Here is a 25,478-nt window from a genome sequence, read left to right on the forward strand (position 1 = left end):
CCGTCAACATTTAATCATTATTACAAACTTTTTGTTCCCGGGGCCGCAGGATCGACCGCACCGCCCAGATAAGCACTGCGTACATCCTCGTTATGCAGCAATTCCTCGCCGCTGCCGCGCAGCAGAATTTCACCGTTGACCATGACATAGCCCCGATCGGCCAGTTGCAGCGCATGGCGGGCATTCTGCTCCACCAGAAACAGCGTCATGCCCTGTTGTGTCAGTTCACGCAGGATGCTGAAGATCTGTTTCACCACCAGCGGTGCGAGCCCGAGACTTGGTTCATCCAGCAGCAGCAGCTTTGGCCGACTCATCAGCGCACGCGCTATCGCCAGCATTTGCTGTTCGCCACCGGACAGCGTCATCGCACGTTGCTTACGCCGTTCCAGCAGGCGCGGAAACAACTGATACATACGGTCCTTATCCTCGCGCACATGACGATCGCCAATCGAGATGGTACCCATCAGCAAATTTTCCTCTACCGTCATATCGGGGAAAATTCGCCGCCCCTCCGGGGACTGGGCAATGCCGCTGGCAGCAATCGCATGAGTCGATTTGTGGCTGATGGCTTCGCCGCGAAAGCGAATCTCCCCGGCAGCGATACGCGGCTGGCTGAAGATCGACATCAGCAGCGTGGATTTGCCCGCCCCGTTGGCCCCAATCAGCGCCACCGTTTCCCCTTCGTTCACCGTCAGGGAAACCTGTTTCAGAGCCTGTACCGGACCGTAAAACACATCCACCCCTTCAAAACTCAGCATCGGTTCAGCCATGATCACTCTCCTCTTCCGCGCCGAGATAGGCGGCAATCACTTTCGGGTCATGACGGATTTGCTGCGGGGTGCCCTGGGCAATCACATCCCCGTGATCCAGCACCACGATATGGTCAGAGATGCGCATCACCATCGGCATATCGTGTTCGATTAACAACACGCTGATGCGATGGTCAGCGCGCAGGCGATGCAGAATCTGGCTTAACGCCTCGGTTTCCACCGGGTTGAGTCCGGCAGCCGGTTCATCGAGGCAGATCAGCTCTGGTCGCGTGCACATCGCGCGGGCAATCTCCAGCCGTCGCTGCTGGCCGTAAGACAAGGTGCCTGCCAGGCGGTTGGCGCTGCCGACCAGGTCCACATTCTCCAGCCAATAAAACGCCCGATCCAGCGCGCGATTTTCCGCCTCGCGATAGCCGCGGGTATTCAGAATGCCCGCCAGCAGCTGGCGGTTAACCTGCATATGTTGCGCCACCAGCAGGTTCTCAATCACCGACATCTCACGAAACAGGCGGATATTCTGGAAGGTGCGCGCCAGACCGGCACGGTTCACCAGATGCGCACCGCCAAACATTTTGTACCAGACGCGCGAACCGAGCCGCGCCGGATGCAGCCAGTCTGCGGGGTGAATTTTCTGCCCCAGTACCTGAATCACGTCGGTAGATCGCTGCCTGGCATTCAGGGTGATGCGCCCACCTGTCGCCCGGTAAAAGCCGGTTAAGCAGTTAAATACCGTGGTTTTTCCCGCACCGTTGGGGCCAATCAGCGCCGTCACCGAACCACGTTCAACGGCCAGGCTGACGTCATTAAGCGCTTTAATGCCGCCAAAGCGCATCATCAGGTTATCCACCTGCAAAATAGCATCACTCATGGCGTACTCCTTTACGCAGCGGCACGCCCACGCGTGCGGTTCGCACCAGCCCGCGTGGCCGCCAGATCATCATCAGCACCATCAGCACGCCAAACAGCAGCACCCGGTACTCGGCGAAGCTGCGCAGCAGCTCGGGAGCAACGGTCAGCACAAACGCCGCCAGCACTACACCCAGCGTCGAACCCATCCCGCCCAGTACCACAATGGCGAGGATCAGTGCCGATTCGAAAAAGGTAAACGAGGTCGGATTGACGAAACCCTGATAGCTGGCAAAGAACACACCAGCGATACCGGCGGTTGACGCACCCAGCATAAACGCCGACAACTTGACCAATACGTGATTCAGACCCATCGCCCGGCAGGCAATCTCATCTTCGCGCAGCGCTTCCCAGGCGCGACCAATCGGCATGCGCGTCAGGCGATGTTTGATAAACAACACCAGCAGCACCACCAGAACCAGCACCACGTAGATAAAGATAAACTTCATGTTCGGGTTGTAGTCGAGATGGAAAAACTCGTTATACGGCACCCCGCCCTCGCGTGCACGGCGACCAAATTCCAGCCCGAGAAAGGTGGGAGACGGCACCGACACCCCGTTGGGGCCGCCGGTAAATGTCAGCCAGTTGTTCAGCACCAGACGGATGATTTCGCCAAAACCAAGGGTGACGATCGCCAGATAATCGCCGTGCATCCGCAGCACCGGGAAACCCAATAGCGCACCAGCAAAGGCGGCCATCAGCGCCGCGAGCGGCAACATGCTCCAGAATCCAAGGCCGAGATACTCATAACCAAGGGCCAGCCCGTAGGCACCGATGGCGTAAAACGCCACATAACCGAGGTCAAGCAGCCCCGCGAGACCCACCACAATATTCAGCCCAAGACCAAGCAAGACGTAAATCAGCCCGAGAATCGCCACTGTCAGCAGGTATTTACTCGAAAGGAACGGAAACGCCAGCGCCACCAGCAGCAGCACAGGCAGAATCCAGCGCAAAGGAGAGCGGTGCCCCGGTTCGCGCACGTACACGCCATCATCATTGCCTTCGAATTTACGCGCGAAGCGCTGCCCGGCAGCGGATTGCTGAAACAAGCTAAACAGCAGGCGTCCCACCATCACCACCGCCACCAGCACAGCAACACGCTGTGGCGAAAGATGAAAACTGTAGCCATCCAGCACCACACCGACAATCGGGCCAAACACCACCAGCGCCACCAACCCGGCCATCAGACAATCCAGCAGCGACTGGCGCAGATCAATTCGTTGCGTCATTGCACTCATTTTGGCGTCCTCATACTTTGGCAACCAGCGGTCGTCCCAGCAGCCCCTGTGGCCGGAAGATCAAAATCACCACCAGCAGAGCAAAAGAGAAAACATCTTTGTAATCGGAGTTCACCAGCCCGGCGAACTGCGCCTCCGCCACGCCAAGCAGCAGGCCGCCGAGCATCGCCCCCGGTAACGAACCGATGCCGCCCAGCACCGCAGCGGTAAAGGCTTTGATGCCGATAACAAAACCAATATAGAAATCAAAGGTGCCGTAATTCAGGGTGACCAGCACCCCGGCCAGGCCCGCCATCGCCGCGCCAATCATAAACACCAGCGAAATCACCCGGTCGGTGTTGATACCAAGAATGGCGGCCATGCGCCGGTCCTGCTGCACCGCACGGCAAATCCGTCCCAGCCGCGTGTATTGGATAATCCAGGTAAGCAACGCCATGCCGCACAACGCGGCAATCAGGATAAACACTTTGGTCCAGGTGATTTGCACCACGCCATCACCCACTTCCATGCGCAATACACCGGACATCAGGGTGGGAATGCCCTGCTGGTTCGGACCCTGACTTATCTGCACGTAGTTTTGCAAAATCAGTGACATACCAATGGCAGAAATCAGTGGTGCGAGACGGGTGGAGTTACGTAACGGACGATAGGCGATGCGCTCGATAGTCCAGCCGTAGACCGCCGTCACCACAATGGTGAAGATCAGGGTGCCGAAAATCAGCAGTGGGAAGGAGTGAATGCCAAAAAAGCTGAGCAGCCCCAGCCCGATGGCACAAAGATAGGCAGAGACCATATACACTTCGCCGTGGGCGAAGTTGATCATGCCGATGATGCCGTAAACCATGGTGTAGCCAATGGCAATCAGCCCGTAAACCGCGCCCAGTGTCAGGCCGTTCACCAGCTGCTGGAGAAAGAAGGCTTCCATATGCAAGTCCCGTGCTTAAAGGGAGCGCAAACTTCGCGCCCAATCGCGAATGGCCCCGCAACGCGCGGGGCCGCGTGTCAGCTTACAGCTGGTGATATTTGCCTTTATCGTCCCACTGATACACCACATAATCCGAGACTTTCAGATCGCCTTTGCCGTCCCAGGCTTTTTTGCCCATCACGGTATCGACGCTATTAGCCTTCAGCCACTCACTGGCTTTGGCGTTATCTTTACCTGCGGCTTTGTAAGCGGCGGCCAGTGCCTGCACGGAAGCGTAGGCATACAAGGTATAGCCTTCCGGCTCAAAACCACCGGCGCGGAATTTGGCGATCACCGCTTTGCCGTCAGGAATCTGACGCGGATCCTGACCAAATGTCATATAAACGCCTTTGGTGTATTGCGGGCCGCCCGCTGCGGTCACCATATCTTCAGTCACGATACAGTCACCGGAGAAGAAGGCCGCCGTCACACCCTGCTCACGCATCTGGCGCACCAGCGGACCGGCTTCCGGGTGGCAGCCACCGAAGTACACTACATCCGGTTTGACTGAGGCGATTTTGGTCACCAGCGCGTTAAAGTCCTTCTCACCGCGCGATAAACCTTCATACAGCACTTCGTTAACACCGCGCTTTTCCAGCGCAGCCTTGGTGGCATCGGCCAGCCCCTGGCCGTAGGTGTCTTTGTCGTGGATCACCGCCACGCGTTTGGCTTTCAGCTTATCGATGATGTAGTTAGCGGCAATAGCCCCCTGCTGATCGTCGCGGCCACACATACGGAACATGGTTTTCATGCCGCGTTCGGTGATTTGCGGGTTAGTCGAGCCGGGGGTAATCGCCAGCACGCCTGCATCGTCATACACTTCGGAAGCGGGCATGGTGGAAGAGGAACAGAAGTGCCCCACCACTGCCAGTACCTTGTCCTGGTCTACCAGACGGTTGGCAACGGCGACGGCCTGTTTCGGTTCGCAGGCGTCATCCCCCTGCACCAGCACAATTTTCTCACCGTTAATGCCCCCGGCAGCGTTGATATCATCCGCCGCCTGAGTAGCACCTTTCCAATACTGTGCGCCGTAAGTGGCATTAGGGCCGGAAAAGGGTCCGGCTACCCCAATCTTAATATCCGCCTGGGCATAAAACGCCGCGCTCAGGCAACCTGCAATCACAACCTTCAATGGTAATTTTATGAATTTCAAAGACATGCTTTCAATCCTCAACGGGTCAGGAACGGAGCCATACCACGGCCTGGGAGAAATCAATTTCTGAAACTTAACGATGTGCAGTGTGTGACCAACAGGGCCACGGTTAACAATCAAGCAAAAAGCTCGCCAAAGGTAAGCATTGGTGACAAGTTTTTGCACCGGCATCGCGCCAAAGCGGGAGGGAACGCGTCTGCTGATCTTAACCATAGCCAGCGTTTTAAGACGCACCAGCACTCTGTTGGTGCAGAATGCGGTTGATCACAGATTCTTCATGGTGCTGAGGGGTTTACCCGCTATGCTATAGCCAAATCGACCCAAAATTGATGCGGGAGAACTTATGAATACACAACGGAACGGCATCAGCAGCCAGCAGGCGCTGGATGAACTTGAACGGTTATACGCCAACGCGGTAGAGGCGTTACGCAACGCGATTCGCGACTTTACTGAAAACGGACGTTTGCCGGATGAGGCAGCGCGCCAGCAGGGGTTATTTGTCTATCCGGAGCTGCGTATTACCTGGGCTGGCGAGGGTCCGCAACGTAATCGTACCCGTGCCTGGGGCCGTTTTACCCACACTGGCAGCTACAGCACCACCATCACGCGCCCGGCGTTATTACGTCACTATCTCAGTGAGCAATTGCTGATGATTGAGAAAGAGTACGAGGTAGTGATTGAAGTCGGACCCTCACAGCAGGAAATTCCTTACCCTTATGTGATTGACGGTTCCGATTTGTCTCTGGACCGCTCGATGAGCGCCAGCATTGCACGCCATTTCCCCACCACCGAACTGTCGCAGATTGGCGATGAAACCGCCGATGGTTTGTTCCATGCTGACGCGCAGCTCCCGCTGTCACACTTTGATGCACTGCGTACCGACTTCTCGCTGGCGCGTCTGCGTCATTACACCGGCACCGCCGTGGAGCACTTCCAGCCGTTTGTGCTGTTTACCAATTACACGCGTTACGTTGATGAGTTTGTCCGCTGGGCAATTGAACAGGTACAGGATCCCAACACCTCCTACGATAGCCTCGCCTGCGCCGGTGATGTGGTGATCACCAAAGATACCCAGGATCCGGAAGCGATGATGTCGGATCTGGCGTGGAAGAAGCATCAGATGCCTGCCTGGCACCTGACCTCACCCAATCGTCGTGGCATTACTCTGGTCAACATTGGCGTGGGCCCTTCCAATGCCAAAACCATCTGTGACCATCTGGCGGTGGTACGTCCGCACGCCTGGCTGATGATTGGCCACTGCGGCGGCCTGCGTGAAAGCCAGACCATTGGCGATTACGTGCTGGCGCATGCCTATCTGCGTGACGACCATGTGCTGGACAGCGTACTGCCGCCGGATATTCCGATTCCGAGCATCGCCGAGGTGCAGCGTGCACTCTACGACGCCACCAAAGCGGTGAGCGGCATGCCCGGTGAAGAAGTCAAACAACGCCTGCGCACCGGCACCGTGGTGACCACGGATGACCGCAACTGGGAACTGCGTTATTCCGCTTCTGCGCTGCGCTTTAATCTCAGCCGCGCGGTGGCGGTGGATATGGAAAGCGCCACCATCGCCGCCCAAGGTTATCGTTTCCGGGTGCCTTACGGCACGCTGTTGTGCGTGTCGGATAAGCCACTGCATGGTGAGATCAAACTGCCAGGCCAGGCGAATCGTTTCTACGAGGGAGCGATTTCCGAGCATTTGCAGATTGGGATTTGTGCGGTCGAGCTGCTGCGCGCCGAGGGGGATAAGCTGCATTCACGCAAATTGCGTACCTTTAATGAACCGCCGTTCAGGTAATTAATGTCACCGCTCCTTTGTGAGCGGTGCAATCCTCCGATCATGACTTCAACATGCGATAAAGCTCACATCACTTAAACTAAACTTTAGTATAGTTTTTTGTGTTATGGTACGGTACCGTAAAGTTTTGCCAGTTGAATGTACTCATGATGGAGAGATAGATAATGACATCTATACCTGTATTAAAATTATCTTTGTTAGATGGGGACCAGAATGATAAAGATAAATTTATCGGCCTGTTAACAGAAGCCGCTCATGATGTTGGTTTTTTCTATCTTAGCGATCATGGCGTCGCAGCATCATTCCTGACTGAAGTTCGTGAACAAACCCGAAAGTTTTTTTTCTTATCTGAAGAAGAAAAACTTTCTGTTTCAATGATTAATTCCCCTCATTTCAGAGGATATAACCGAGCCGGTAATGAATTAACCAACGGTAAAGCAGACTGGCGAGAACAATTTGATATCGGAGCTGAACGGAAGCCCTATAACTTAACGGATAAGGATCCTATCTGGATGGGCTTGCATGGTTTTAATCAATGGCCTGCATCCTTGCCTGAGTTGAAGAATACCCTTCTTTTCTACAACAATATATTAACCAACATCTCGCTGAGATTACTCAGAAGCCTTGCATCAGGTCTGGGGTTGCCAGAAAATTCTTTTGACAAAATATACGGTGACACACCGAACGAGCATATCAAACTCATCAGATATCCACGTTGTAAAAAAATAACCGAGACTCAGGGTGTGGGGGCTCATAAAGATTCTGGTCTTTTGACGCTAATTCTTCAGGACGAAAATAAAGGCTTACAAGTTAAGACTACCGATAATAAGTGGGTAGATGTTTCTCCAATTGATAATACCTTTGTGGTTAATCTGGGCGAGTTACTGGAGTTAGCCACTAACGGATATCTCAAAGCAACCGTTCATAAGGTTCTGGCCCCGGCAGGAGAGAATGACAGAATTTCAGTGGCCTATTTCTTAGGTGCCAGTCTCGATTCTGTCGTACCGGTATTCAGATTGCCCTCAGAGTTAACCTCCGATTCCTCATTTATCGAAACTGACCCAAACAACCCGCTACTCAGAGATGTGGGCCTGAATTATATGAAGGGAAGGCTGCGCTCTCATCCCGATGTTGCTAAGAAATATTATGCAGAATGGGGCAATTTTCTATGAACAATAAACTGGTAGTGATAACGGGAGCCAGTTCCGGATTTGGCGCTGAAGTTGCCAGGGCACTGAGCAACAGGGGATATTGTCTTGCTCTCCTGGCTCGTCGTATCGATAAGTTACGTGCAATGAATCTTGCAAACTCCCTGTGTTTTGAAGTCGATGTTACCTGTCGTGAACAGGTTGTTAATGCTATTCGTAAGGCCGAAGAAAAGTTTGGCGACGTAGATTGCATCATAAACAATGCGGGAGTGATGTTATTGGGCGAATTAGAATTTCAGAGTCAGGACGAATGGAACCGAATGATTGATACCAATATCAAAGGCGTCATTCATGGTATGCAGGCGGTCTTGCCCTCGATGCGCGAACGGAAAACAGGAACAATAATCAATATCTCCTCCCTGGCGGGTCAAAAGACCTATCAATACCATGCTGCATATTGTGCAACTAAGTTCGCCGTACACGGTTTGTCCGACAGCGTTCGCTGGGAGGTTGCCCCGGACAACGTCCGGGTTATCACCATCTCTCCTGGTGCCGCCGAGACGGAGCTTATCAGCCATATTAGTGACGACTTCGTGAAAAATGATTATATCGAATGGAAAGAAAGTATAGGCGGTGTCATTTCTGCCAAAAATGTTATTGATAGCATCATATTTTCATACGAGCTACCGCAGTCAGTATGTGTGCGCGATCTTAAAATTGCGCCGACAAGACAGCAAAATTAGCACTCTTTATTTTTTCTGGAAGGCCAATTATTCAGAGGCAGTAAATGAGATGGCATTTACACCCTTCAGTGTAAATCCTTCCTTTTATTCAGGATCCTTTTTATCGCTTCCTGCTCTGTTTCTGCGCCTTCTACCTCACCTTCACAAATAGCAATCCAGTAGTCGGACAGCTTGCCTTTTTGTTGTGGCAGATGGAATGTTTTGAGTTTTTTTTCTTTGTTTTTCATAACAACGATCGTCCTTGTTAATTGCACACATGCAAGGCATGGCAGCAATATCCTTCCAATAAAGTGATATAAACGCGAGAACATTCAATATGACTACTAATAATAGTAGGGTTATTTTTCATAAACCTCAAGACGAAGAGTTATTTTTTGAGTGGTTTTGTGATCACCCTATTATTCACTGGAACACTGGCATTATGTTGGTAAAAAACTCAAATCATGAATTTATCGCATCAAACTCAGTATTCAGTAATTATTCAGGTTATACTCCGAAATCTCTCATAGGTTTGAATGATGAAGATATGCCATGGGCAGAAAATAAAGATATTTACATAAATCACGAAAAGGATATTTTATCTGGTTTAGAATATAACGTTATAGAACCACTAAGTGGCGTTGTTAAAACCTGCTTATTTACCAGTAAAAAAGTTATCTACTCCAAAAGCGGAAAACCATCAGGCACGATCGCAACAGCACTGATTTTCAATGGCTCAGTTGAATTTGGCAACCTTGCAGGTACTGCTTCCAGCATGCGAGTTTGCGACTATTCCGGATTCAACCTGACAATTGTTGAGTCGAGAGTATTATTTTATCTTCTGAAAGGTTTTTCACGCCGAAAGATATCCGAACTGGCAGGAATATCGACTTCATCGCACGATTTTCATTTGATGAATATTAAGGAAAAGTTCAGAGTCGATACGCGAGACCAACTTGTTTTTTTCTGTTATCAAAATGGGTTGCATGAGTTTATACCCTATCACATTGTTCTTTAATTTATTTTATCAACCTCATCGCATCATAACTGCCCAAACCTATGAATTTTCATAGGTGTTTTTTTGCTTCTGATTTACATCATTTATCACTCCATATATAAATCATCACGTGACCTAGAGATACTCAATTTAACGGATGAATAGGCAATGGAGCGAAAAGGGAAAATGAATCCTGAAGACTGGCATGTAGAGGATATTATTGCTGCTGTCAGAAAAAAGAAGAAGTCTCTCGCTGCACTTTCAAGGGAAAATGGACTGGCGGCTGGAACATTAAATAATGCTCTGCGAAAACCCTGGCCACGGGGAGAAACAATTATTGCGCAGGCATTAGGCCTGACCCCCGCTGAAATATGGCCAAGTCGTTATCCAGGAGGCAATAAAAAACAAAAAAAACCACTACTTACAAAGAAAATAAAACCTTAACGGGCGACTAACGGGATGCCCAGTCTGACAAACGTCCAGATACCAGCCAGGGCTGCGCGATAAATCGCGCTGCTACAACGGCGGTGTGATGTTTGCAAATAAATTCAGGAAGATGCACATGACCGTAGCGGCGCGATTTATCGCGCGTCTTTCCAAACAACGCGCAATAAATTGCGCCGCTACGAATAAGGAGGATTACGCGCTCAACCAACCCAGTTTGATCACAAACAGGATCGACATAATAATCAGCGCCGCATTCACCTCTTTAGTACGACCGCTCAGCAGCTTCACTACCGTCCAGGTAATAAAACCAAACGCAATACCGTTGGCGATGGAGTAAGTCAGCGGCATGGTCAGCGCAGTCACGGTGACCGGGGCTGCGGTGGTGATATCTTTCCAGTCAATCTCCGCCAGGCCGGATGCCATCAGTACGGCGACAAACAGCAGCGCCGGTGCGGTGGCGAATACCGGTACACTGCCCGCCAGCGGCGAGAAGAACAGGCTGAGCAGGAACAGAATGGCAACCACAATCGCCGTCAGACCAGTACGGCCACCGGCGCTGACGCCCGCTGCCGATTCCACATAACTGGTGGTGGTTGAGGTACCCAGCAGTGAACCAAACAGTGCTGCCGCACTGTCGGCAATCAGCGCACGGCCCATTTTCGGCACGTTACCCTGCTCATCCGCCAGACCGGCGCGCTTCGTCACACCCAGCAACGTACCGGTGTTGTCGAACACGTCCACAAACAGGAAGGCAAAAATCACGCTCACCAGGCCGACGTTAAAGGCACCCGCGATATCCAGATGCAGGAAAGTCGGGGCGATTGACGGCGGTGCAGAGAACACGCCACCAAACGGCGTCAGGCCGATACCCATCGACAGGAAGGTGACGATCAGAATACCGATCAGCACCGCACCGGTAACGCGACGCGCTTCCAATACTACGATGATGACAAAGCCCAGCAGTGCCAGCAGCGGACCCGGCTTGGTCAGATCACCCAGACCCACCAATGTCGCCGGGTTATCCACCACGATACCCGCCCCTTCCAGCGCAATCAGCGCCAGGAACAGGCCGATACCCGCCGCAATCCCGGCGCGCAATGGCAACGGAATGCTGGCAATAATCCATTCACGAATTTTGAACACCGACAAGGCAAAGAAGATACAGGCAGAGAGGAATACCGCACCCAGCGCGATTTGCCAGGTGTAGCCCATATGCAGTACCACTGTGTAAGTAAAGAAGGCGTTGAGGCCCATACCCGGTGCCAACGCAATCGGGTAGTTGGCAATCAGGCCCATCAGGACGCAGCCAATCGCCGCCGCCAGACAGGTTGCCACAAAGACCGCACCCTTATCCATGCCAGTGGCACCGAGGATGCTTGGGTTAACGAACAGGATATAGGCCATTGCCAGGAAGGTGGTTATGCCCGCAATAACTTCGGTGCGGACCGTTGTGTTGTGCGCTTTTAGCTTGAATAGTTTTTCTAACATCATCATCTCTCGTGATGGGGAGACGTCACTGACGTGCGTTCTCTTGCCAATGGGGTGTGCATGCGCGTTATTGTTTCGGGAAAAAGCAGACGGGGCTGCATGCTCTGCCATCGATCCGCCTTGTAGTCAAACTCCTTTCCCCTCAGTCCTCATAGCAATTGCTATGCCATGCCGGGACGCAATCGTTTACCTTCTCAATCGCAGCAACGGCTAAGACTATTCTGAACCAGAACGAGGCGCGATTATGGTGCATTGCACCATGTGTGCGCAATCGTTTTCCCACACGTCAATGGGGGAGTGAAAAAAGATTGCGGTAACGCACGCTTTCGCATTCTGTCAGGCGATGTCGCTCACGTTTCTGTTGCCTGATGCAGCAGGCAAAAGCGGTCGGTATACACTCTCCGTTAACTCTTCCATAACAAAAGAGGCCCGTAATGAAGCCCGCAATTCTGGTAGTGGATGACGATCGTGCCGTCTGCGAACTGCTGCATGATGTGTTGAGTGAACATGTTTTTACCGTTTATAGCTGCCACCAGGGCAAAGACGCGCTGACCTTACTGGCGGCGCATCCGGAAATTTCTCTGGTGATGCTGGATATGATGTTACCGGACACCAACGGCCTGCTGGTGTTGCAACAGATGCAACGACAACGGCCCGAGTTACTGGTCATCATGCTGACCGGTATGGGATCGGAAGCGGATATGGTGGTCGGGCTGGAAATGGGCGCGGACGACTACATTGCCAAACCCTTCAATCCGCGCGTGGTGGTGGCGCGCGCCCGCGCCGCGTTACGCCGTTGCGGACGGCTGGCGCAACCGGACAGCGTCCAGGATGACGGCTGGCACTTTAACGGCTGGCGGCTGGATGAAGCACGTTGCCAGTTGTTCAACCCCCAGCGCGAAAGTGTGCCGCTCACCCAGGGCGAGTATGCGCTGCTGCGCGCGCTGGTATGCCATGCACGTAAAGTACTGACGCGCGATCAATTGCTGGAACTCACCCACAGCGAAACCCTGGATGTGTTTGATCGCACCATTGATGTGTTAATTATGCGGCTGCGGCGCAAGATTGAAATGAATCCGCACCAGCCCAGCCTGATCCGCACCATCCGCGGCCTCGGTTATGTTTTTTCCGCCGATGTGATGCGTCCGGCGTCGCTAGCGCCAGTCACGCAAATCGCCTGACCCATCCAGCGCTGCATCTCGCTCAAAGGGCGGGTGCCGTCCAGCGCATTGGCCGCATGCAAATTGAAACAGGCGCAGGTGTGCGCCAGCTTTAGGGTATCGGTCATCGGCCAACCCTGGTGGCTGGCATACAGCACCCCGGCACAGAAGGCATCCCCTGCGCCGACGCTGCCGACAATCTCCTCCGGCTGTAACTGCCACGCCGGTTGCCAGTGCCCTTCACCACCGACCTGCAACCCCCATGCGCCCTCAGGGGCATGGATCACCACGCGCTGACGCACCCCCTGCTGCGCCAGCCAGCGGGCAGCGGCAGCAAAGCTGGCGGGCGGTGCCAGTCCTTGTGTACTGCGCAGGCTGATGCCGGTGAGCGATTGCGCTTCCAGTTCGTTAATCACCAGATAGTCGAGCCAGCGTAACGCGGGCACCACCAATGCCTGATACTCCCCGGCACGCGACACCAGATCGAGCGAAGTCAGATAACCGCGCTGCTGCATTTGCGCCAGCAACTGTGCGCTGCGCGTGCCCCAGGTTGCATCCGGCACATCGAGGGCATCCAGCAGCAGCAGATACCCCAGGTGGAAGATACGATGGTCGGTATTCACCGTGGCAAAATGCGCCAGATCAAGCTGCGCATTGGCTCCCCGCGCATGGAAGAAAGTGCGCTGTCCATCGGGTGTGGTCATCACCTGAGTCATGGCGGTATTCACGCTGCGAGTACGCTGGACCAGATGTCGCTCAACATGATGCTGGTCCAGCAATTGCACCAGATAGTCGCCGTCGCTGTCCTCACCGATCATTCCGACAGCCGCCAGCGGCAGGTTGATCTGCATACGTGCCAGGGTGAATAACACATTCGGCACCGCACCGCCGCTACACTTTTCGCTGTGGTGGATTTCGGCCAGCCAGCCCTGCTCCGGCCAGTGACTGATACGCTGCACATGATCCACCAGCATGCTGCCTGCCGCTAAGATGCCGCTGCGTGCCACCATCTCAGACTCTCCCGGCGCTGCCAAATACCCGCATCTGCTGCGCCACCACGTTGGCGATATCGCGCTCCACTGCCATCAGCAGTTCGGCAAAGGCATCGTAGCGCGCTTCACGCTGGGCAATCTGGCTCTCAATCGCCCCCAGCGCCGCCTGAGACATGCCGGTGTAGAAATTGATTTTATGGATGCCCAGACTGATGGCGTGACGGAAATCCGCATCGCTGATGCCGGAACCACCGTGCAGCACCAGCGGCACCCGCGCCGCATCACGGATCGCCGCCAGCCGGTCAAAATCGAGTTTCGGTTCGCCTTTATATTTGCCATGCGCATTACCAATCGCCACCGCCAGGCAATCAATGCCGGTGCTGCGCACAAACTCCGCCGCCAGTCGGGGATCGGTAAATTTATCGCTGTCCGCTTCACCAAACAACGCGCCACCTTCATCCCCGCCGACCGCGCCAAGTTCCGCTTCCACCGACACCCCAAGCGCGTGGCAGATCTTCACCACTTCCTGGGTCTGGCGCACGTTCTCGTCATAACTGAGGGTGGAACCATCAAACATCACCGAGGTAAAACCGAGACGGATCGCCTGCATCACCGCCTCGAAATGCAGGCCGTGATCGAGGTTAAGCACCACCGGAATATCGTGCAATGCCGCCTCTGTGCGGATGGCCGCAATCAGATGATCGAGGCTGACATACTTAAAATGCACCTCAGCGATATTGATGATAAACGGTGAACGCTGCTGCTCTGCCGCATGGAACAGGGCACGCAGAAAGTGGGTATCGAGCACGTTAAACGCGCCGAGGGCATAACCGTTTTGTTGCGCATGAGCCAGGCCCTGCGCCAGTGAGATGAGTGCCATATTGTTGCTCCTTCAGTCCAGCCAGCGGGCATATTCGTTACACAGCAGCCAGCGCGGGTCTTCATCCTCATCAATCGGGTTGAAGCGCGCCAGCGGGGTGAGAAAGACGTTGTCGTGCTCATCATCGTTCGGCATGGAAACCTCCCCCACCAGCACGTCGCCGTAACCCTCTTCTCCCCAGAAGCTGTGCCAGATACCCGGCACCAGGGTGACGCTCTCCCCCGGCGACAGGCGCAGTTGTGATCCAGCAGCATGGGTCTGACGGATGCCATCGAGGGTGACGTTCACCGGTGTGTTGGCCAGACGGTCGCCATCACGATTGTGCAGCGTGACAATCAGGTTGCCGCCGCCACGATTGATAATGTCTTCCATCTTTTGCGGGTGGTAGTGCATCGGCGTCACCTGCCCTTCCCGCACATGCATGATCTTTTCCGCATAGGGTTTCGCCCACGGCTTGCCGCCGCGCGAACCGTTACGCAGGGTGAACAGGGTTAAACCGGTCTGAAAGAAATCCTGCGCGCCAAAGCTGGTGACATCCCAGCCGAGGTGTAGCGCCAGCAGCTCGTCGGCCGCCGGCTTATCCAGCGCACGCCACTGGCTCAGGCCATAATCAGCCCAGCTGGGCAGATGGACATCCTGGCGCATAAAGAATTCACGGGTGAGTTGCAGAATGGTATTCACTTCCGAACGTTGCATCACTGCGTCTCCGGTCAGTGGAAAGTGGGGGGCGGCCCATGGCGCACCGCCCACGTCGGTTATTTCACCGTCCAGCCTTTGTAGCTGCTGACATTGTTGCGGTCGATCATCGACACCGGGATCAGCACTGGCTTATCCGGCGCAGGTTTGCCTTGCAGGATGTCATAACCGATCTCCACCGCTTTCGCCGCCATCACCTGCGGGTCCTGCGCCGGGGTAGCGACAAACAGCGAACCTTTGCGTTTCAGCGCCTCTTCACCGTCCGGGCTGCCATCGACGCCAACAATAAAGAATTCGTGGCGCTGCGCCTGTTTGGCGGCTAAATCCGCGCCGATGGCGGTAGGATCGTTAATGGCGAACACCGCATCAATTTTCGGGTTAGCCGACAGCAGGCCGGTCATCACTTCCAGCCCACCTTCACGGCTACCCTTGGCGTTCTGGTTGGAGGACAGGATCTTGATATCCGGGTGGGTTTTGAACTCGTTCATGCAGCCTTCCACGCGGTTCTGCACCGCTGAAACCGGCGGTCCGTTAATGATCACCACGTTGCCTTTGTCTTTCAGGCGGTCAGAGATGTATTTACAGGCCATCGCCCCTGCTGCGGTGTTATCGGAGGTGATGGTAGCATCGGCACCTTCGGCAGCCACGTCCACTGCCACCACCACGATCCCGGCATCGCGGGCGCGTTTGACGGCAGGCGCGATCCCTTTCGAGTCAGCGGCGTTGAGGATGATCATGTCCACTTTGGCGGCGATAAAGTTGTCGATTTGCGCCACCTGCTGGCCGAGATCGTAACCGCTGGAGACCAGCGTCACTTTCACGTCATCTCCTGCCAGCTTGCGTGCTTCCAGTGCCGCCCCTTTGGTGATCTGCACGAAGAACGGGTTGGCGAGGTCGCCGACGGTGACACCAATGGCTTTTAACTCTTTGGCCTGGACCAGCGGTGCGCTGAAAAGCGTGGCCGCCAGCAGTCCGGTGATAATCGGATTAAAACGCATAGTCGATGTTCTCCTGCTTTTTTTTGTTGGTATTGCATTGCGCGATAAATCGCGCCGCTACAAAATCGTGCGTCATCCCGTAGCGGCGCGATTTATCGCGCGTCTTTTTCTCTTTCAACCGACGTGATGCCGGGTACGGTACTTGTCGATCAACACGGCGATAATGATCACCCCTCCCTTAATCACCAGCTGCCAGAAGTACGACACCCCCATCAGCGTCATGCCGTTATTCAGCGTGGCGATAATCAACGCACCAATCAGCGTGCCGGTGATGGTGCCGATACCGCCGACAAAGCTGGTGCCGCCGAGGATCACCGCAGCAATCGCGTCCAGCTCGTAGCCCACCCCGAGGTTGCCGTTGGCGCTGTACAGCCGCGAGGCGCTCATCAACCCGCCCAGCCCGGACAGCAGGCCACTGACGGCATAGACGAACGCCAGCACCGCCCCGACCTTGATGCCGGTGAGACGTGCCGCCTGCATATTGCCGCCCACCGCGTAGATATGAACGCCAAGCGTGGTGCGGCGCAGAATGAACCAGCACAAGGCAATCACCGCAAAGGCAATGACAATCAGCCACGGAATCGGCCCGATATAGCCATTGCCTATCCACTCAAAGTTAATGTCGGAGTTAATCACCGTGGTGCCGTCCGCCAGCAGATAAGCCGCGCCACGCAAGGCGGTGTAGGTGCCAAGGGTGACGATAAACGGCGGTAGTCCGGCCCAGGCCACCAGCAGGCCGTTGAACAGCCCCATGATCAGGCCCGCCCCCAGCGCCGCCGGGATGGTCAGGCTGGCAAACGCCGGGTCGAGTGAAACCACCATCGCCACCACCGCCGTGGTGCCGAGCATCGAACCGACCGACAAATCAATGCCGCCGGTAAGGATGACAAAGGTCATGCCCGCCGCCAGCACAATGTTGATCGACGCCTGACGGGTGATGTTCAGCAGGTTGGCTTCGGTAAAAAAGTTGGGTGCAACAAAACCAAACACCGCGACGATCAGAATCAAAATCGGCAGGATGCCGACGGTCTGCAACAGATCCGCCATCAGCGCGCGTTTCAACGTCGGGTTTTTCATACGGGTGGTTTCACTGGTCATCCACGTCTCCTCAAGGCTCGACCGGCTGTGCGCCGGTGGCCAGTGTCATAATGTTTTCCTGGCTGATCTCATCACCGCTCAGTTCACCGGCAATGGTGCCTTCGCGCATCACGTATACCCGGTCGCTCATCCCCACCACTTCCGGCAGTTCACTGGAGATCATCAGAATCGCCACACCCTGCTGCGCCAGCTGGCTCATCATGCGGTAGATTTCACTTTTGGCACCGACATCCACGCCGCGCGTGGGTTCATCGAGGATCAGGATGCGTGGGGCAATCGCCACCCAGCGCGATACCAGCAACTTCTGCTGATTGCCGCCGGACAAGCCTCCAGCGCGCACCTGGGCATGGGGAACACGAATGTTGAGGGTCTGGATCGCCTCACTGGCGATCTTCTGGCCTTTGCGCCGATTGAGCAGGCCATAGCTGGCGTCACGTTCCAGCGTCGCCATCACAATATTTTCCTGGGCGGCCAGCTCGAGAAATAACCCCTGCTCTTTACGGTTCTCGGTGAGAAAGCCAATGCCGTGGGCGATGGCTTCGCGCGGTGAGTGAATTTTCACTTTCTCACCATCAATCCAGACCTCGCCGCTACTCGGCTTGTGCACGCCAAAAATCAACTGCGCCAGTTCGCTGCGCCCGGCCCCCACCAGCCCCGCCAGCCCGACAATCTCTCCGGCGCGCACCGCCAGGCTGCTGGGGTGGACCTTTTTACCGTCTGTCAGGTGGTTAACCGCGAGACGAATCTCCCCAAAGGGAATGGAGCGATCTTTGTTGAACAGATCGCTGAGCGGACGCCCGACCATCATGCGCACCAGCTCGCTGGCGTTGAGTTGATCACGCGTCAGACTGCCGACGTACTGACCATCACGCAGCACGCTAACGCGGTCGGAGAGTTCATACACCTCCGCCATGCGGTGGCTGATATAGATAATCGCCATCCCCGCGCTGCGCAGACGTTTGATTAAGGCAAACAACTGCTCGGTTTCGCGGTTGGAGAGCGCGGCGGTGGGTTCATCCATCACCAGGATGCGGCTGTTGCGATGCAGCGCGCGGGCGATTTCCACCTGCTGCTGCTCGGCAATGCTGAGACGGCTGACCAGATCGGTGGCGCTGAACTGCGCACCAAGGCGATCGATCACCTGCTGCGCCTCTTCCGCCATCTGGCGACGTTTGACCAGGCCCACGCGGGTAATTTCGCTACCGAGAAAGATGTTTTCCGCCACCGTCAGATTGGGGGCCAGATTGATCTCCTGATAAATCAGGGTGATGCCTGCCGCCAGCGCGTCTTTCGGTCCTTTGATGACATAGGGTTGACCATCAATCAGGATTTCCCCACTGCTGGCGGTGTATGCCCCGGCCAGAATTTTCATCAGCGTGCTTTTACCCGCGCCGTTTTCCCCCATCAGCGCATGCACCTCGCCGGGCCAGACTGTCAGATCCACCCCTTTCAGCGCGTAGAAACTGCCAAAGCGCCGGGTAATTTCCCGCATTTCCAGAATCGGTGTGGCCGCCATCGGTTCGCTCCTGCTGGCAAATCGTGCAGCGAGTTAAGCAATGACAGATAAATGGAAAATGTCAGCCACCATTCATATTTGTCATAAAGCGCCGACCTGGCACTTCTATACTCGCGCAGAAAAGGGCCGGTTGGAGGACGCAGCATGAGTCGAAGTCTGCACTGGCAGGTAGGCGCGCGCGGTCGCCTGCTGCTGTTTAATCTGCTGGTGGTGTGCGTCACCCTGGCGGTGGGTCTGGTGGCAATTAGTGGATTTCGCCACGCCGGTCACATTCAGGAACAGGCGCAGGCACAAACCCTCGCCGATATGAGCGGCAGCCTGGCGCTGGCACGCGACACCGCCAACGTGGCAACCGCCGCTGTACGGCTTTCCCAGGTGGTGGGCGCGCTGGAGTACCAAAGTGAATCGGCGCGCCTGCAACAAACCCAGCAGGCGTTGCAGCACTCGCTGAATCAACTGGCGCGTGCACCGCTGGCGTTGCTGCAACCGGCCTTGCTGCAACGCATCCGTGAACGCAGCCAGATGCTGGAGCAAAGCATCAATCAGCTGCTGCTCAAAGGCCATGAGCGCCATCTGCAACGCAACCTGATGCTGAGCGGCCTGTGGCAGGCTCAGTTACTGCTCAACCATATCGATAGCCTGGCAGTGCAGCAGCCCTTTTCCCCCGACCTGCGCCAGCAAACGACCCGCCTGCTCACCGTCGCCATTCAGTCCACTACGCCACAGGCGGCAGTACGCCAGCTGAATACGCTATTCGATGCCTGGTCAACGCTGCCAACGCAGGGGGTACTGGCGGATAAAGTGCAGCAACTGGTCAGCACCGAACGTGCGCTGCTGCCGGTTGCCACCGAGCTGGATCAGAGCGATATCGCCATTGCCTACGCCACCTATCGCATCAAAGCGCTGGTGGCGATGCTTAACGATGACATCACCCATTACGTGCAGCTGGTGGCGCAGCAAACTGACACCCGCAGCCAGGCCACCCATCAGGAGCTGGACTCCATCATCGGCTTTATCGGCCTGTTTATGCTGCTGGCGCTGCTGATCACCGGGTATGCCGGTTACTACATTTATCGCAACCTGGGTTCCAGCCTGACGGCCATCGCCCACGCCATGACGTTGCTGGCGCAGGGGGAGAAAAGCGTCAATGTGCCTGGGCTGGCGCGACGTGACGAGCTGGGGGATCTGGCGCGTGCCTTTAACGTGTTCGCACGCAATACCGCCTCGCTGGCACACACCTCGCGCCTGCTGAAAGAGAAAAGTAACCAGCTGGAGTCCACCTTTCTGGCGATGCGTGATGGCTTTGCCCTGTTCGACAACAGCGGCGGGCTGGTGGTGTGGAACGCACAATACGCGCAACTGCTGGGTATCGCCCCGCGTGAACTGCATCGCGGCCTGCATTATCAGCAATTGCTGAAGCAACTGGAGATTGAACTGCACGGACTGGGTGAAGCGCAGGAGGTGCGGCTGGCGGATGGTCGCACGCTGGAGCTGCGCTTTAGCCCGGTGCCACGGCGTGGCATGGTCAACACCGTGCTGGAACGCACCACGCGCAAAGCGCTGGAAGAGGCATTGCTGCACAGCCAGAAAATGAAGGCGGTTGGGCAACTCACCGGCGGGCTGGCCCACGATTTCAACAATCTGCTGGCGGTGATTATTGGCAGCCTGGCCCTTACCGTCGATCAACTGCCGCCCGGCACCCTCGCCAGCCGTATCGAACGCGCAAGACAAGCGGCGGATCGTGCCGCCCAGCTCACCCAGCGTCTGCTGGCTTTTTCACGCAAGCAGGCACTCTACCCGCGCGCCGTGTCGGTGGTCGATTTGGTGGATAATTTACAGGGTCTGTTGCAGCACTCGCTGCTGCCGGGCCAGCAACTGGTGATTGAGGCCGAGCGCCCCGGCTGGCCCGCGTGGATCGACGCTGGACAGCTGGAGAATGCGCTGATGAATCTGGTGGTCAATGCGCGCGATGCGATGGAAAAGCAAAGCGGCGAAATCCGCCTGCGCGTCTGGCATCAGCGGCGCAACGAAGGCGACCGCGTCACCATTGAAGTGATCGACCACGGCTGCGGCATGTCCGCCGAGGTGCAGGCGCAGGTGTTCGAACCCTTTTTCACCACCAAAGCGATTGGCAGCGGTAGCGGGCTGGGATTGTCGATGGTGTATGGCTTTGTGCGTCAGTCCGGCGGGCAAATTGAACTGGAAACTGCGCCCGGCCAGGGCACCACGGTGCGCCTGTTACTGCCGCGTGCTCCTGATGTGGTACAGCCTGCGTCCGTCGTTGCACCCCACTTGCTGAGCGCCAGTGCCGATCGGCTGGTGCTGGTACTCGATGACGAACCGGCGGTGCGCCAGACGTTGTGCGAACATTTACATCAGCTGGGCTACCTGACGCTGGAGTGTGGCGATGGCGAGAGCGCGCTGACGCTGCTGCGCCAGACGCCAGATATCGAACTGTTGATCAGTGACCTGATGCTACCCGGCAACCTCAACGGTGCCGATGTGATCCGCCAGGCGCAGCAGCAGTGGCCGCAACTGGCGACGCTGCTGATCAGTGGACAGGATTTGCGCCAGACGCCGGTGATGCTGCCGCTGTGTGAGCGGCTGGCAAAACCCTGGCATCAGGCGCAGCTGGTGCAGGCGCTGGAACGCGCCTGGCAGCGCAGTGAACGGCTCAGTCGCGCGCGGCGGGCTGCCACAGCGGCACCGCTTTCCCGGTGATGTAACGCTTACGCAGACGGCTGGAGACAACATCCATCATCATCACGATCGCCGCGAGGATCACGGTGATAAACATCACCACATCCCAGTTCCACAGGCGCATGTTCTCGGCATACACCAGGCCGACACCGCCTGCGCCAACAAAGCCCAGCACTGCCGCCGAGCGGGTGTTGGATTCAATCTGGTACAGGCTGAGGGCGAGGAAGGTCGGGAACGACTGGGTGAAAATACCGAAGCGGTGTTTTTGCAGGCTGTTGGCCCCGACGGCTCCCAGACCACGGCTCGGCGAACGTTCCACCGCTTCGTGTCCTTCGGCATACAGTTTGCCGAGCAGGCCAATGTCCTGCATCACTATCGCCAGCACCCCGGCCAGCGGCCCCATGCCGACCGCGCGCACAAAAATCAGACCCCAGATCGCCATATCGATGCCGCGCAATATATCCAGCACACGACGCATCAGCAGCGAAATCGGGCGGGTCAGCGGGTCGTGCATCACGTTACGCGCCGCCAGGAAGGAGATTGGCAGCGCCAGCAGCGTCGCGGTGAAGGTACCGGCAAACACAATCGCCAGCGTGATGCCAATCTGTGACAGGTAATAACCGAATGGCCAGTTGGCGAAATCCTGCCAGACAAACATGCGCAGGAAATAACGTCCCAGCTGCTGGCAGCCAATCAACAGGCGACTCCATTCGATACCAAAAACTTCAAAGAAAAAGAGGTAGTAGAGCAGCACGGCCAGCGCGATCAGCGCAATGCGGCGCAGATAGCGCTTTTGCGCGGCAAACAGCGCCGGGTGTTCCTGCTTCAGTTTGCCAATATCCGGGGCCAGAGCAATCATGCGCGTTCTCCTTCCACCACGCGACGGCGCAGCCAGCCAGAGATCGTATCCAGCAGCGACACCACCACGATGATCAGCAGCAGCGTAATGCTGACCTGATCGTAACGGTCGAGTTTGATATTGGTCATCAGCTCCTGGCCGATGCCCCCTGCCCCTACCAGACCCAGTATGGTGGAGGAGCGGAAATTAATCTCCAGACGCATAAAGCTGTAGGAGAGGAAGGTCGGTTTGACCTGCGGCCAGAAGGCAAAACGCATGCGCTGCAATTTGCTGGCACCGCAGGCGGCCAGGCCGCGTACTGGCTTGTCCGAAGCACTTTCAATTGATTCGTAGAACAGCTTGGTCAGGCTGCCAACGGTGTGCAATGCCAGCGCAAGAAAGCCGGGAATGGCACCGATACCAAAGGCCATAACAAACATCACTGCCCACGCCAGTTCCGGCATGGTACGCAAAAAGGCGACAAACGCGCGGATGGCGAGACGCACACCGGCGGGGGATTGCGTATTGTCGGCGGCGAAAAAGGCCAGCCCGGCGGCGATAGCCACGCCAATCACCGTTGATGAGATCGCCAGCTGTAGGGTTTCCCAAATCAGCGGTAACTGAATATTCAGGCGATAGCCCCAATACGCGAAGGAACCTTCGGTTTTGACATCGGCAAACAGCACCGGTAAATGCAGCACCGGCATGGTTTCGCCAATGTAATCAAAGAAATGTGGCAATGATTGCCAGACAGTGACCAGGTTAAATTCCGCGATTTTGCCCGCAGCAAGATACAGCGCCACCAGCAACAGCGACCACAGCAACGTGTCACGCTTTTGCTGACGACGGATGCGTTGATAGTAGTGTTCAAAATCGGTCAAGGGGGGAATCCTGTGGTTGGAATGCGTACCATAACGATGCGATTTATCGCGCAATGAATTGCGCCGCTACGGCAGTGTGCACGATTTCGTAGCGGCGCGATTTATCGCGCAGAAAAAGCGTTAGCCGCGGCTGCCCTTCATCAGGTCACGCTTCATATCAATGATGTTCTGATAGTCAGCGACAGTTGCCGGGCCGATATGCTGCTCACCGCCCACTGCTTTAACAAAGCAGCTGTGATCTTCTTTATCCAGTTTCTTGATGGTTGCCACCACTTTTTCTTTAAAGTCGGCTGGCAGATTGTTGCTCACCAGGATTGGACCGTTCGGGATCAACGGTGATTTCCAGATGATGCGAATCTGTTTCATCAGGTCCGGGTGGTCCATACGAATCAAACGACCAAACGCACCTGAGGTGTAACCGGTGTTGTAATCACCCACCAGTGAAGTCCAGGTTACCGCGCCGTCAAACTGACCATTCAGCACGCCGAGGATGTCCTGCTCGTGGCCGCCGGAGAAGGTCACGTTAGAGAAGGTGCCTTTGTACTTATCATCCACTGTGCCGCCAAACTCTTTCTTGAATGCCTGGTTTGGCATCAGGAAGCCAGAGGTCGAATCCGGGTCGGCCATGCCGAAGGATTTACCTTTCAGGTCTTCCAGCTTTTTGTACGGGCTGTCCGCTTTAACGATCACCACCGAGTGGTAACCTTGTGAACCGTCTTTGTCATCCACCACGATACCAACGATATCGACCGCTTTCGGGTTCTGCAGGTAGACCGAGGCATACGATGCCGGTGACATGCTCAGTACCAGGTCAATTTTGTTACCCAACAGGCCCTGAATCACGCCTGAGTAGTCAGAAGAGTTACGCAGTTGGGTATCAACATTCAGCTCTTTGTCGAAGAACGTTTTCACACACTGGTTGTCGCCAATCTGCTGCGTGGCGTTCTGGCCACCCAGAATCCCGAGGTTAAGTTGCTTAGGGGCATCCGCTGCGTTAACGCCAAAAGCCATCAAAGCGCCAGTCAGTAAAGCTAAAGAGGTCAGTTTCATTGGTGGTTATTCTCTTGCCGTGGGAGTTAGTGGAGCTGGTTAATTTCGTCGCCGTACAGCTCATGCAGCAGGCCGTCGGTCAACTCAGAAGGATGTCCGTCAAACAGCACCTTGCCGCGCTGAATACCGATGACGCGGGTGCAGTAGTTTTTCACCAGTTCAATCGAGTGCAGGTTGACCATCACACTGATGCCCTGCTCGCTGACCTGGCGCAGCACGTCCATGATGCGTTTGGTGTTTTTCGGGTCGAGAGAGGCTACCGGCTCATCCGCCAGCAGAATCTTCGGGTTCTGCATCAGCGCGCGACAAATCGCCACGCGCTGCATCTGACCACCAGACAGGTTTTCGGCGCGTTGCAGCGCCTGCGGCAGCATGTTCATCCACTGCAACAGCTCAATTGCCTGAGCGCGGTCAGCTTCGGAAAAGACTTTAAAGAAGGATTTCAGTGTAGAGGTCTGGCTGAGACGTCCCAGCAGCACGTTAGTCAGCACATCGAGGCGCGGCACCAGGCAGAAATCCTGGAAAATCATGCCGCATTCGCTGCGCCACTCACGCATCTGGCGACTGTTCAGCGCCACCACGTTGCGTTCCGCTTCGCCGCTACGCTGGGTGAGGATGGCACCCTCGCTGGCTGAGATGGTGCCGTTCAGCATATGTAACAATGTCGATTTGCCTGCGCCTGAGCGGCCAATCACCGCCACCAGTTCCCCCGCATGCAGATCGAAACTGACATTATCCAGTACGCGGTTTTCGCCGTACGCTTTGCACAGTCCCTGCACCGACAACACCTTGTTGCCCTGCTGCAGGTGCGGAACATAAGGATTGTCGATCACGGTTTTCAGTAATGCCTGTGCCATATTCCGCTCCGTTTCATCTGAGGTGTGAATTGCCCGCTTATTACGGCCAAACGGGATGAAGACTTGATGACAGCAAAATGATCAAACCGTGACAGCGGGTTCAGCGGGTTCAGCGGGTTCCGCCCGCCAGGCAGCAGCGGTTCGGCTATTGAGAAGGTTCCGCCCGCCAGGCTTTAGGCAG

The 25,478-nt window shown here is 55.7% G+C and carries 24 protein-coding genes; 7 read left to right on the forward strand and 17 right to left on the reverse strand.

Going from position 1 to position 25,478, the window contains the following annotated elements; all coding sequences use genetic code 11:
• Window positions 1–20: 20 nt before the first annotated feature.
• From AC6I8X_RS12160 to AC6I8X_RS12180, 5 genes are all read right to left on the reverse strand, one after another.
• A complete protein-coding gene (locus AC6I8X_RS12160; protein WP_313683270.1) occupies window positions 21–770 on the reverse strand; it encodes an ABC transporter ATP-binding protein in 750 nt (249 codons plus the stop codon).
• On the reverse strand, window positions 763–1,638 hold the full coding sequence (locus AC6I8X_RS12165) for an ABC transporter ATP-binding protein (protein ID WP_299449531.1): 876 nt from the start codon (window positions 1,636–1,638) through the stop codon (window positions 763–765). The genes AC6I8X_RS12160 and AC6I8X_RS12165 overlap by 8 nt, the downstream gene beginning before the upstream one ends.
• Window positions 1,631–2,914, reverse strand: a complete 1,284-nt coding sequence (gene livM / locus AC6I8X_RS12170) for a high-affinity branched-chain amino acid ABC transporter permease LivM (protein ID WP_313683269.1) — start codon at window positions 2,912–2,914, stop codon at window positions 1,631–1,633. Before livM ends, AC6I8X_RS12165 begins: the two co-directional genes overlap by 8 nt.
• A 10-nt stretch (window positions 2,915–2,924) precedes the next feature.
• Window positions 2,925–3,839 (reverse strand): ABC transporter permease subunit, encoded by a 915-nt coding sequence (locus AC6I8X_RS12175; RefSeq protein ID WP_299449528.1) that lies wholly within the window; start codon window positions 3,837–3,839, stop codon window positions 2,925–2,927.
• Between the two features lie 82 nt (window positions 3,840–3,921).
• Entirely contained in the window at window positions 3,922–5,037 is a 1,116-nt protein-coding gene (locus tag AC6I8X_RS12180; protein WP_313683267.1) for a branched-chain amino acid ABC transporter substrate-binding protein, read from the reverse strand.
• A 337-nt stretch (window positions 5,038–5,374) separates the two neighbouring features.
• On the opposite strand from AC6I8X_RS12180, the gene AC6I8X_RS12185 reads away from it, so the two are divergent.
• The 3 genes from AC6I8X_RS12185 to AC6I8X_RS12195 all read left to right on the forward strand — a co-directional run bounded on the left by AC6I8X_RS12185 (window position 5,375) and on the right by AC6I8X_RS12195 (window position 8,720).
• The gene (locus AC6I8X_RS12185) at window positions 5,375–6,829 is read left to right on the forward strand and encodes an AMP nucleosidase (RefSeq protein WP_313683266.1); all 1,455 of its coding nucleotides are present in this window, start codon (window positions 5,375–5,377) and stop codon (window positions 6,827–6,829) included.
• A gap of 164 nt (window positions 6,830–6,993) precedes the next feature.
• Window positions 6,994–8,001: an isopenicillin N synthase family dioxygenase gene (locus AC6I8X_RS12190; RefSeq protein ID WP_313683265.1), complete on the forward strand. Its 1,008-nt coding sequence runs from the start codon at window positions 6,994–6,996 to the stop codon at window positions 7,999–8,001.
• Window positions 7,998–8,720 (forward strand): SDR family oxidoreductase, encoded by a 723-nt coding sequence (locus AC6I8X_RS12195; RefSeq protein WP_497839861.1) that lies wholly within the window; start codon window positions 7,998–8,000, stop codon window positions 8,718–8,720. The genes AC6I8X_RS12190 and AC6I8X_RS12195 overlap by 4 nt, the downstream gene beginning before the upstream one ends.
• Before the next feature lie 65 nt (window positions 8,721–8,785).
• On the opposite strand, the gene AC6I8X_RS12200 is transcribed toward AC6I8X_RS12195, so the two are convergent.
• On the reverse strand, window positions 8,786–8,947 hold the full coding sequence (locus tag AC6I8X_RS12200; protein ID WP_158087403.1) for a hypothetical protein: 162 nt from the start codon (window positions 8,945–8,947) through the stop codon (window positions 8,786–8,788).
• A gap of 89 nt (window positions 8,948–9,036) precedes the next feature.
• Here AC6I8X_RS12200 and AC6I8X_RS12205 point away from each other — a divergent pair, with 89 nt between their 5' ends.
• Both AC6I8X_RS12205 and AC6I8X_RS12210 read left to right on the forward strand, forming a co-directional pair.
• Entirely contained in the window at window positions 9,037–9,717 is a 681-nt protein-coding gene (locus tag AC6I8X_RS12205) for a helix-turn-helix transcriptional regulator (RefSeq protein ID WP_497839862.1), read from the forward strand.
• Window positions 9,718–9,882: 165 nt separating this feature from the next.
• Window positions 9,883–10,140, forward strand: coding sequence for a helix-turn-helix domain-containing protein (locus AC6I8X_RS12210; RefSeq protein ID WP_497839863.1), 258 nt, complete (start codon window positions 9,883–9,885; stop codon window positions 10,138–10,140).
• 195 nt (window positions 10,141–10,335) lie between these two features.
• Here the strand turns inward: AC6I8X_RS12210 and AC6I8X_RS12215 are convergent, their stop codons facing one another.
• Window positions 10,336–11,634 carry an NCS2 family permease gene (locus AC6I8X_RS12215; RefSeq protein WP_217621306.1) on the reverse strand — a complete coding sequence of 433 codons (1,299 nt, stop codon included), beginning with the start codon at window positions 11,632–11,634 and terminating at the stop codon, window positions 10,336–10,338.
• A gap of 431 nt (window positions 11,635–12,065) precedes the next feature.
• Between AC6I8X_RS12215 and AC6I8X_RS12220 the strand changes: the two genes are divergently transcribed.
• On the forward strand, window positions 12,066–12,812 hold the full coding sequence (locus AC6I8X_RS12220; protein ID WP_497839864.1) for a response regulator: 747 nt from the start codon (window positions 12,066–12,068) through the stop codon (window positions 12,810–12,812).
• On the opposite strand, the gene AC6I8X_RS12225 is transcribed toward AC6I8X_RS12220, so the two are convergent.
• The 6 genes from AC6I8X_RS12225 to AC6I8X_RS12250 all read right to left on the reverse strand — a co-directional run bounded on the left by AC6I8X_RS12225 (window position 12,749) and on the right by AC6I8X_RS12250 (window position 18,971).
• Window positions 12,749–13,801, reverse strand: a complete 1,053-nt coding sequence (locus AC6I8X_RS12225; RefSeq protein ID WP_497839865.1) for a carbohydrate kinase family protein — start codon at window positions 13,799–13,801, stop codon at window positions 12,749–12,751. The genes AC6I8X_RS12220 and AC6I8X_RS12225 overlap by 64 nt on opposite strands.
• A gap of 1 nt (window position 13,802) precedes the next feature.
• Entirely contained in the window at window positions 13,803–14,663 is an 861-nt protein-coding gene (locus tag AC6I8X_RS12230; RefSeq protein ID WP_313689292.1) for a ketose 1,6-bisphosphate aldolase, read from the reverse strand.
• A gap of 12 nt (window positions 14,664–14,675) precedes the next feature.
• The gene (locus AC6I8X_RS12235) at window positions 14,676–15,359 is read right to left on the reverse strand and encodes a D-lyxose/D-mannose isomerase (protein ID WP_299449614.1); all 684 of its coding nucleotides are present in this window, start codon (window positions 15,357–15,359) and stop codon (window positions 14,676–14,678) included.
• A gap of 59 nt (window positions 15,360–15,418) precedes the next feature.
• A complete protein-coding gene (locus AC6I8X_RS12240) occupies window positions 15,419–16,357 on the reverse strand; it encodes an ABC transporter substrate-binding protein (RefSeq protein WP_497839866.1) in 939 nt (312 codons plus the stop codon).
• Window positions 16,358–16,471: 114 nt separating this feature from the next.
• Entirely contained in the window at window positions 16,472–17,455 is a 984-nt protein-coding gene (locus tag AC6I8X_RS12245; protein WP_084875734.1) for an ABC transporter permease subunit, read from the reverse strand.
• Between the two features lie 10 nt (window positions 17,456–17,465).
• Window positions 17,466–18,971: a sugar ABC transporter ATP-binding protein gene (locus AC6I8X_RS12250; RefSeq protein WP_497839867.1), complete on the reverse strand. Its 1,506-nt coding sequence runs from the start codon at window positions 18,969–18,971 to the stop codon at window positions 17,466–17,468.
• Window positions 18,972–19,115: 144 nt separating this feature from the next.
• Between AC6I8X_RS12250 and AC6I8X_RS12255 the strand changes: the two genes are divergently transcribed.
• On the forward strand, window positions 19,116–21,692 hold the full coding sequence (locus AC6I8X_RS12255; protein WP_313689943.1) for an ATP-binding protein: 2,577 nt from the start codon (window positions 19,116–19,118) through the stop codon (window positions 21,690–21,692).
• Here the strand turns inward: AC6I8X_RS12255 and phnE (AC6I8X_RS12260) are convergent.
• The 4 genes from phnE (AC6I8X_RS12260) to phnC all read right to left on the reverse strand — a co-directional run bounded on the left by phnE (AC6I8X_RS12260) (window position 21,646) and on the right by phnC (window position 25,297).
• A complete protein-coding gene (phnE, locus tag AC6I8X_RS12260) occupies window positions 21,646–22,530 on the reverse strand; it encodes a phosphonate ABC transporter, permease protein PhnE (RefSeq protein WP_497839868.1) in 885 nt (294 codons plus the stop codon). The genes AC6I8X_RS12255 and phnE (AC6I8X_RS12260) overlap by 47 nt on opposite strands.
• Window positions 22,527–23,390, reverse strand: a complete 864-nt coding sequence (phnE, locus tag AC6I8X_RS12265) for a phosphonate ABC transporter, permease protein PhnE (RefSeq protein WP_084875742.1) — start codon at window positions 23,388–23,390, stop codon at window positions 22,527–22,529. The genes phnE (AC6I8X_RS12260) and phnE (AC6I8X_RS12265) overlap by 4 nt, the downstream gene beginning before the upstream one ends.
• Before the next feature lie 120 nt (window positions 23,391–23,510).
• On the reverse strand, window positions 23,511–24,440 hold the full coding sequence (phnD, locus tag AC6I8X_RS12270) for a phosphonate ABC transporter substrate-binding protein (protein WP_084875744.1): 930 nt from the start codon (window positions 24,438–24,440) through the stop codon (window positions 23,511–23,513).
• Between the two features lie 26 nt (window positions 24,441–24,466).
• Window positions 24,467–25,297: a phosphonate ABC transporter ATP-binding protein gene (gene phnC, locus AC6I8X_RS12275; RefSeq protein WP_497839869.1), complete on the reverse strand. Its 831-nt coding sequence runs from the start codon at window positions 25,295–25,297 to the stop codon at window positions 24,467–24,469.
• Between the last annotated feature and the right edge of the window lie 181 nt (window positions 25,298–25,478).

This window comes from Pantoea sp. X-Soil-TKNS-1280 (assembly GCF_059730475.1).

Bases quoted from the DNA above. Each gene is read 5' to 3' on its own strand.
- AC6I8X_RS12160 (WP_313683270.1), bottom strand. From the start codon at position 770: ATGGCTGAACCGATGCTGAGTTTTGAAGGGGTGGATGTGTTTTACGGT.
- AC6I8X_RS12165 (WP_299449531.1), bottom strand. From the start codon at position 1,638: ATGAGTGATGCTATTTTGCAGGTGGATAACCTGATGATGCGCTTTGGC.
- livM (WP_313683269.1), bottom strand. From the start codon at position 2,914: ATGAGTGCAATGACGCAACGAATTGATCTGCGCCAGTCGCTGCTGGAT.
- AC6I8X_RS12175 (WP_299449528.1), bottom strand. From the start codon at position 3,839: ATGGAAGCCTTCTTTCTCCAGCAGCTGGTGAACGGCCTGACACTGGGC.
- AC6I8X_RS12180 (WP_313683267.1), bottom strand. From the start codon at position 5,037: ATGTCTTTGAAATTCATAAAATTACCATTGAAGGTTGTGATTGCAGGT.
- AC6I8X_RS12185 (WP_313683266.1), top strand. From the start codon at position 5,375: ATGAATACACAACGGAACGGCATCAGCAGCCAGCAGGCGCTGGATGAA.
- AC6I8X_RS12190 (WP_313683265.1), top strand. From the start codon at position 6,994: ATGACATCTATACCTGTATTAAAATTATCTTTGTTAGATGGGGACCAG.
- AC6I8X_RS12195 (WP_497839861.1), top strand. From the start codon at position 7,998: ATGAACAATAAACTGGTAGTGATAACGGGAGCCAGTTCCGGATTTGGC.
- AC6I8X_RS12200 (WP_158087403.1), bottom strand. From the start codon at position 8,947: ATGAAAAACAAAGAAAAAAAACTCAAAACATTCCATCTGCCACAACAA.
- AC6I8X_RS12205 (WP_497839862.1), top strand. From the start codon at position 9,037: ATGACTACTAATAATAGTAGGGTTATTTTTCATAAACCTCAAGACGAA.
- AC6I8X_RS12210 (WP_497839863.1), top strand. From the start codon at position 9,883: ATGAATCCTGAAGACTGGCATGTAGAGGATATTATTGCTGCTGTCAGA.
- AC6I8X_RS12215 (WP_217621306.1), bottom strand. From the start codon at position 11,634: ATGATGTTAGAAAAACTATTCAAGCTAAAAGCGCACAACACAACGGTC.
- AC6I8X_RS12220 (WP_497839864.1), top strand. From the start codon at position 12,066: ATGAAGCCCGCAATTCTGGTAGTGGATGACGATCGTGCCGTCTGCGAA.
- AC6I8X_RS12225 (WP_497839865.1), bottom strand. From the start codon at position 13,801: ATGGTGGCACGCAGCGGCATCTTAGCGGCAGGCAGCATGCTGGTGGAT.
- AC6I8X_RS12230 (WP_313689292.1), bottom strand. From the start codon at position 14,663: ATGGCACTCATCTCACTGGCGCAGGGCCTGGCTCATGCGCAACAAAAC.
- AC6I8X_RS12235 (WP_299449614.1), bottom strand. From the start codon at position 15,359: ATGCAACGTTCGGAAGTGAATACCATTCTGCAACTCACCCGTGAATTC.
- AC6I8X_RS12240 (WP_497839866.1), bottom strand. From the start codon at position 16,357: ATGCGTTTTAATCCGATTATCACCGGACTGCTGGCGGCCACGCTTTTC.
- AC6I8X_RS12245 (WP_084875734.1), bottom strand. From the start codon at position 17,455: ATGACCAGTGAAACCACCCGTATGAAAAACCCGACGTTGAAACGCGCG.
- AC6I8X_RS12250 (WP_497839867.1), bottom strand. From the start codon at position 18,971: ATGGCGGCCACACCGATTCTGGAAATGCGGGAAATTACCCGGCGCTTT.
- AC6I8X_RS12255 (WP_313689943.1), top strand. From the start codon at position 19,116: ATGAGTCGAAGTCTGCACTGGCAGGTAGGCGCGCGCGGTCGCCTGCTG.
- phnE (WP_497839868.1), bottom strand. From the start codon at position 22,530: ATGATTGCTCTGGCCCCGGATATTGGCAAACTGAAGCAGGAACACCCG.
- phnD (WP_084875744.1), bottom strand. From the start codon at position 24,440: ATGAAACTGACCTCTTTAGCTTTACTGACTGGCGCTTTGATGGCTTTT.
- phnC (WP_497839869.1), bottom strand. From the start codon at position 25,297: ATGGCACAGGCATTACTGAAAACCGTGATCGACAATCCTTATGTTCCG.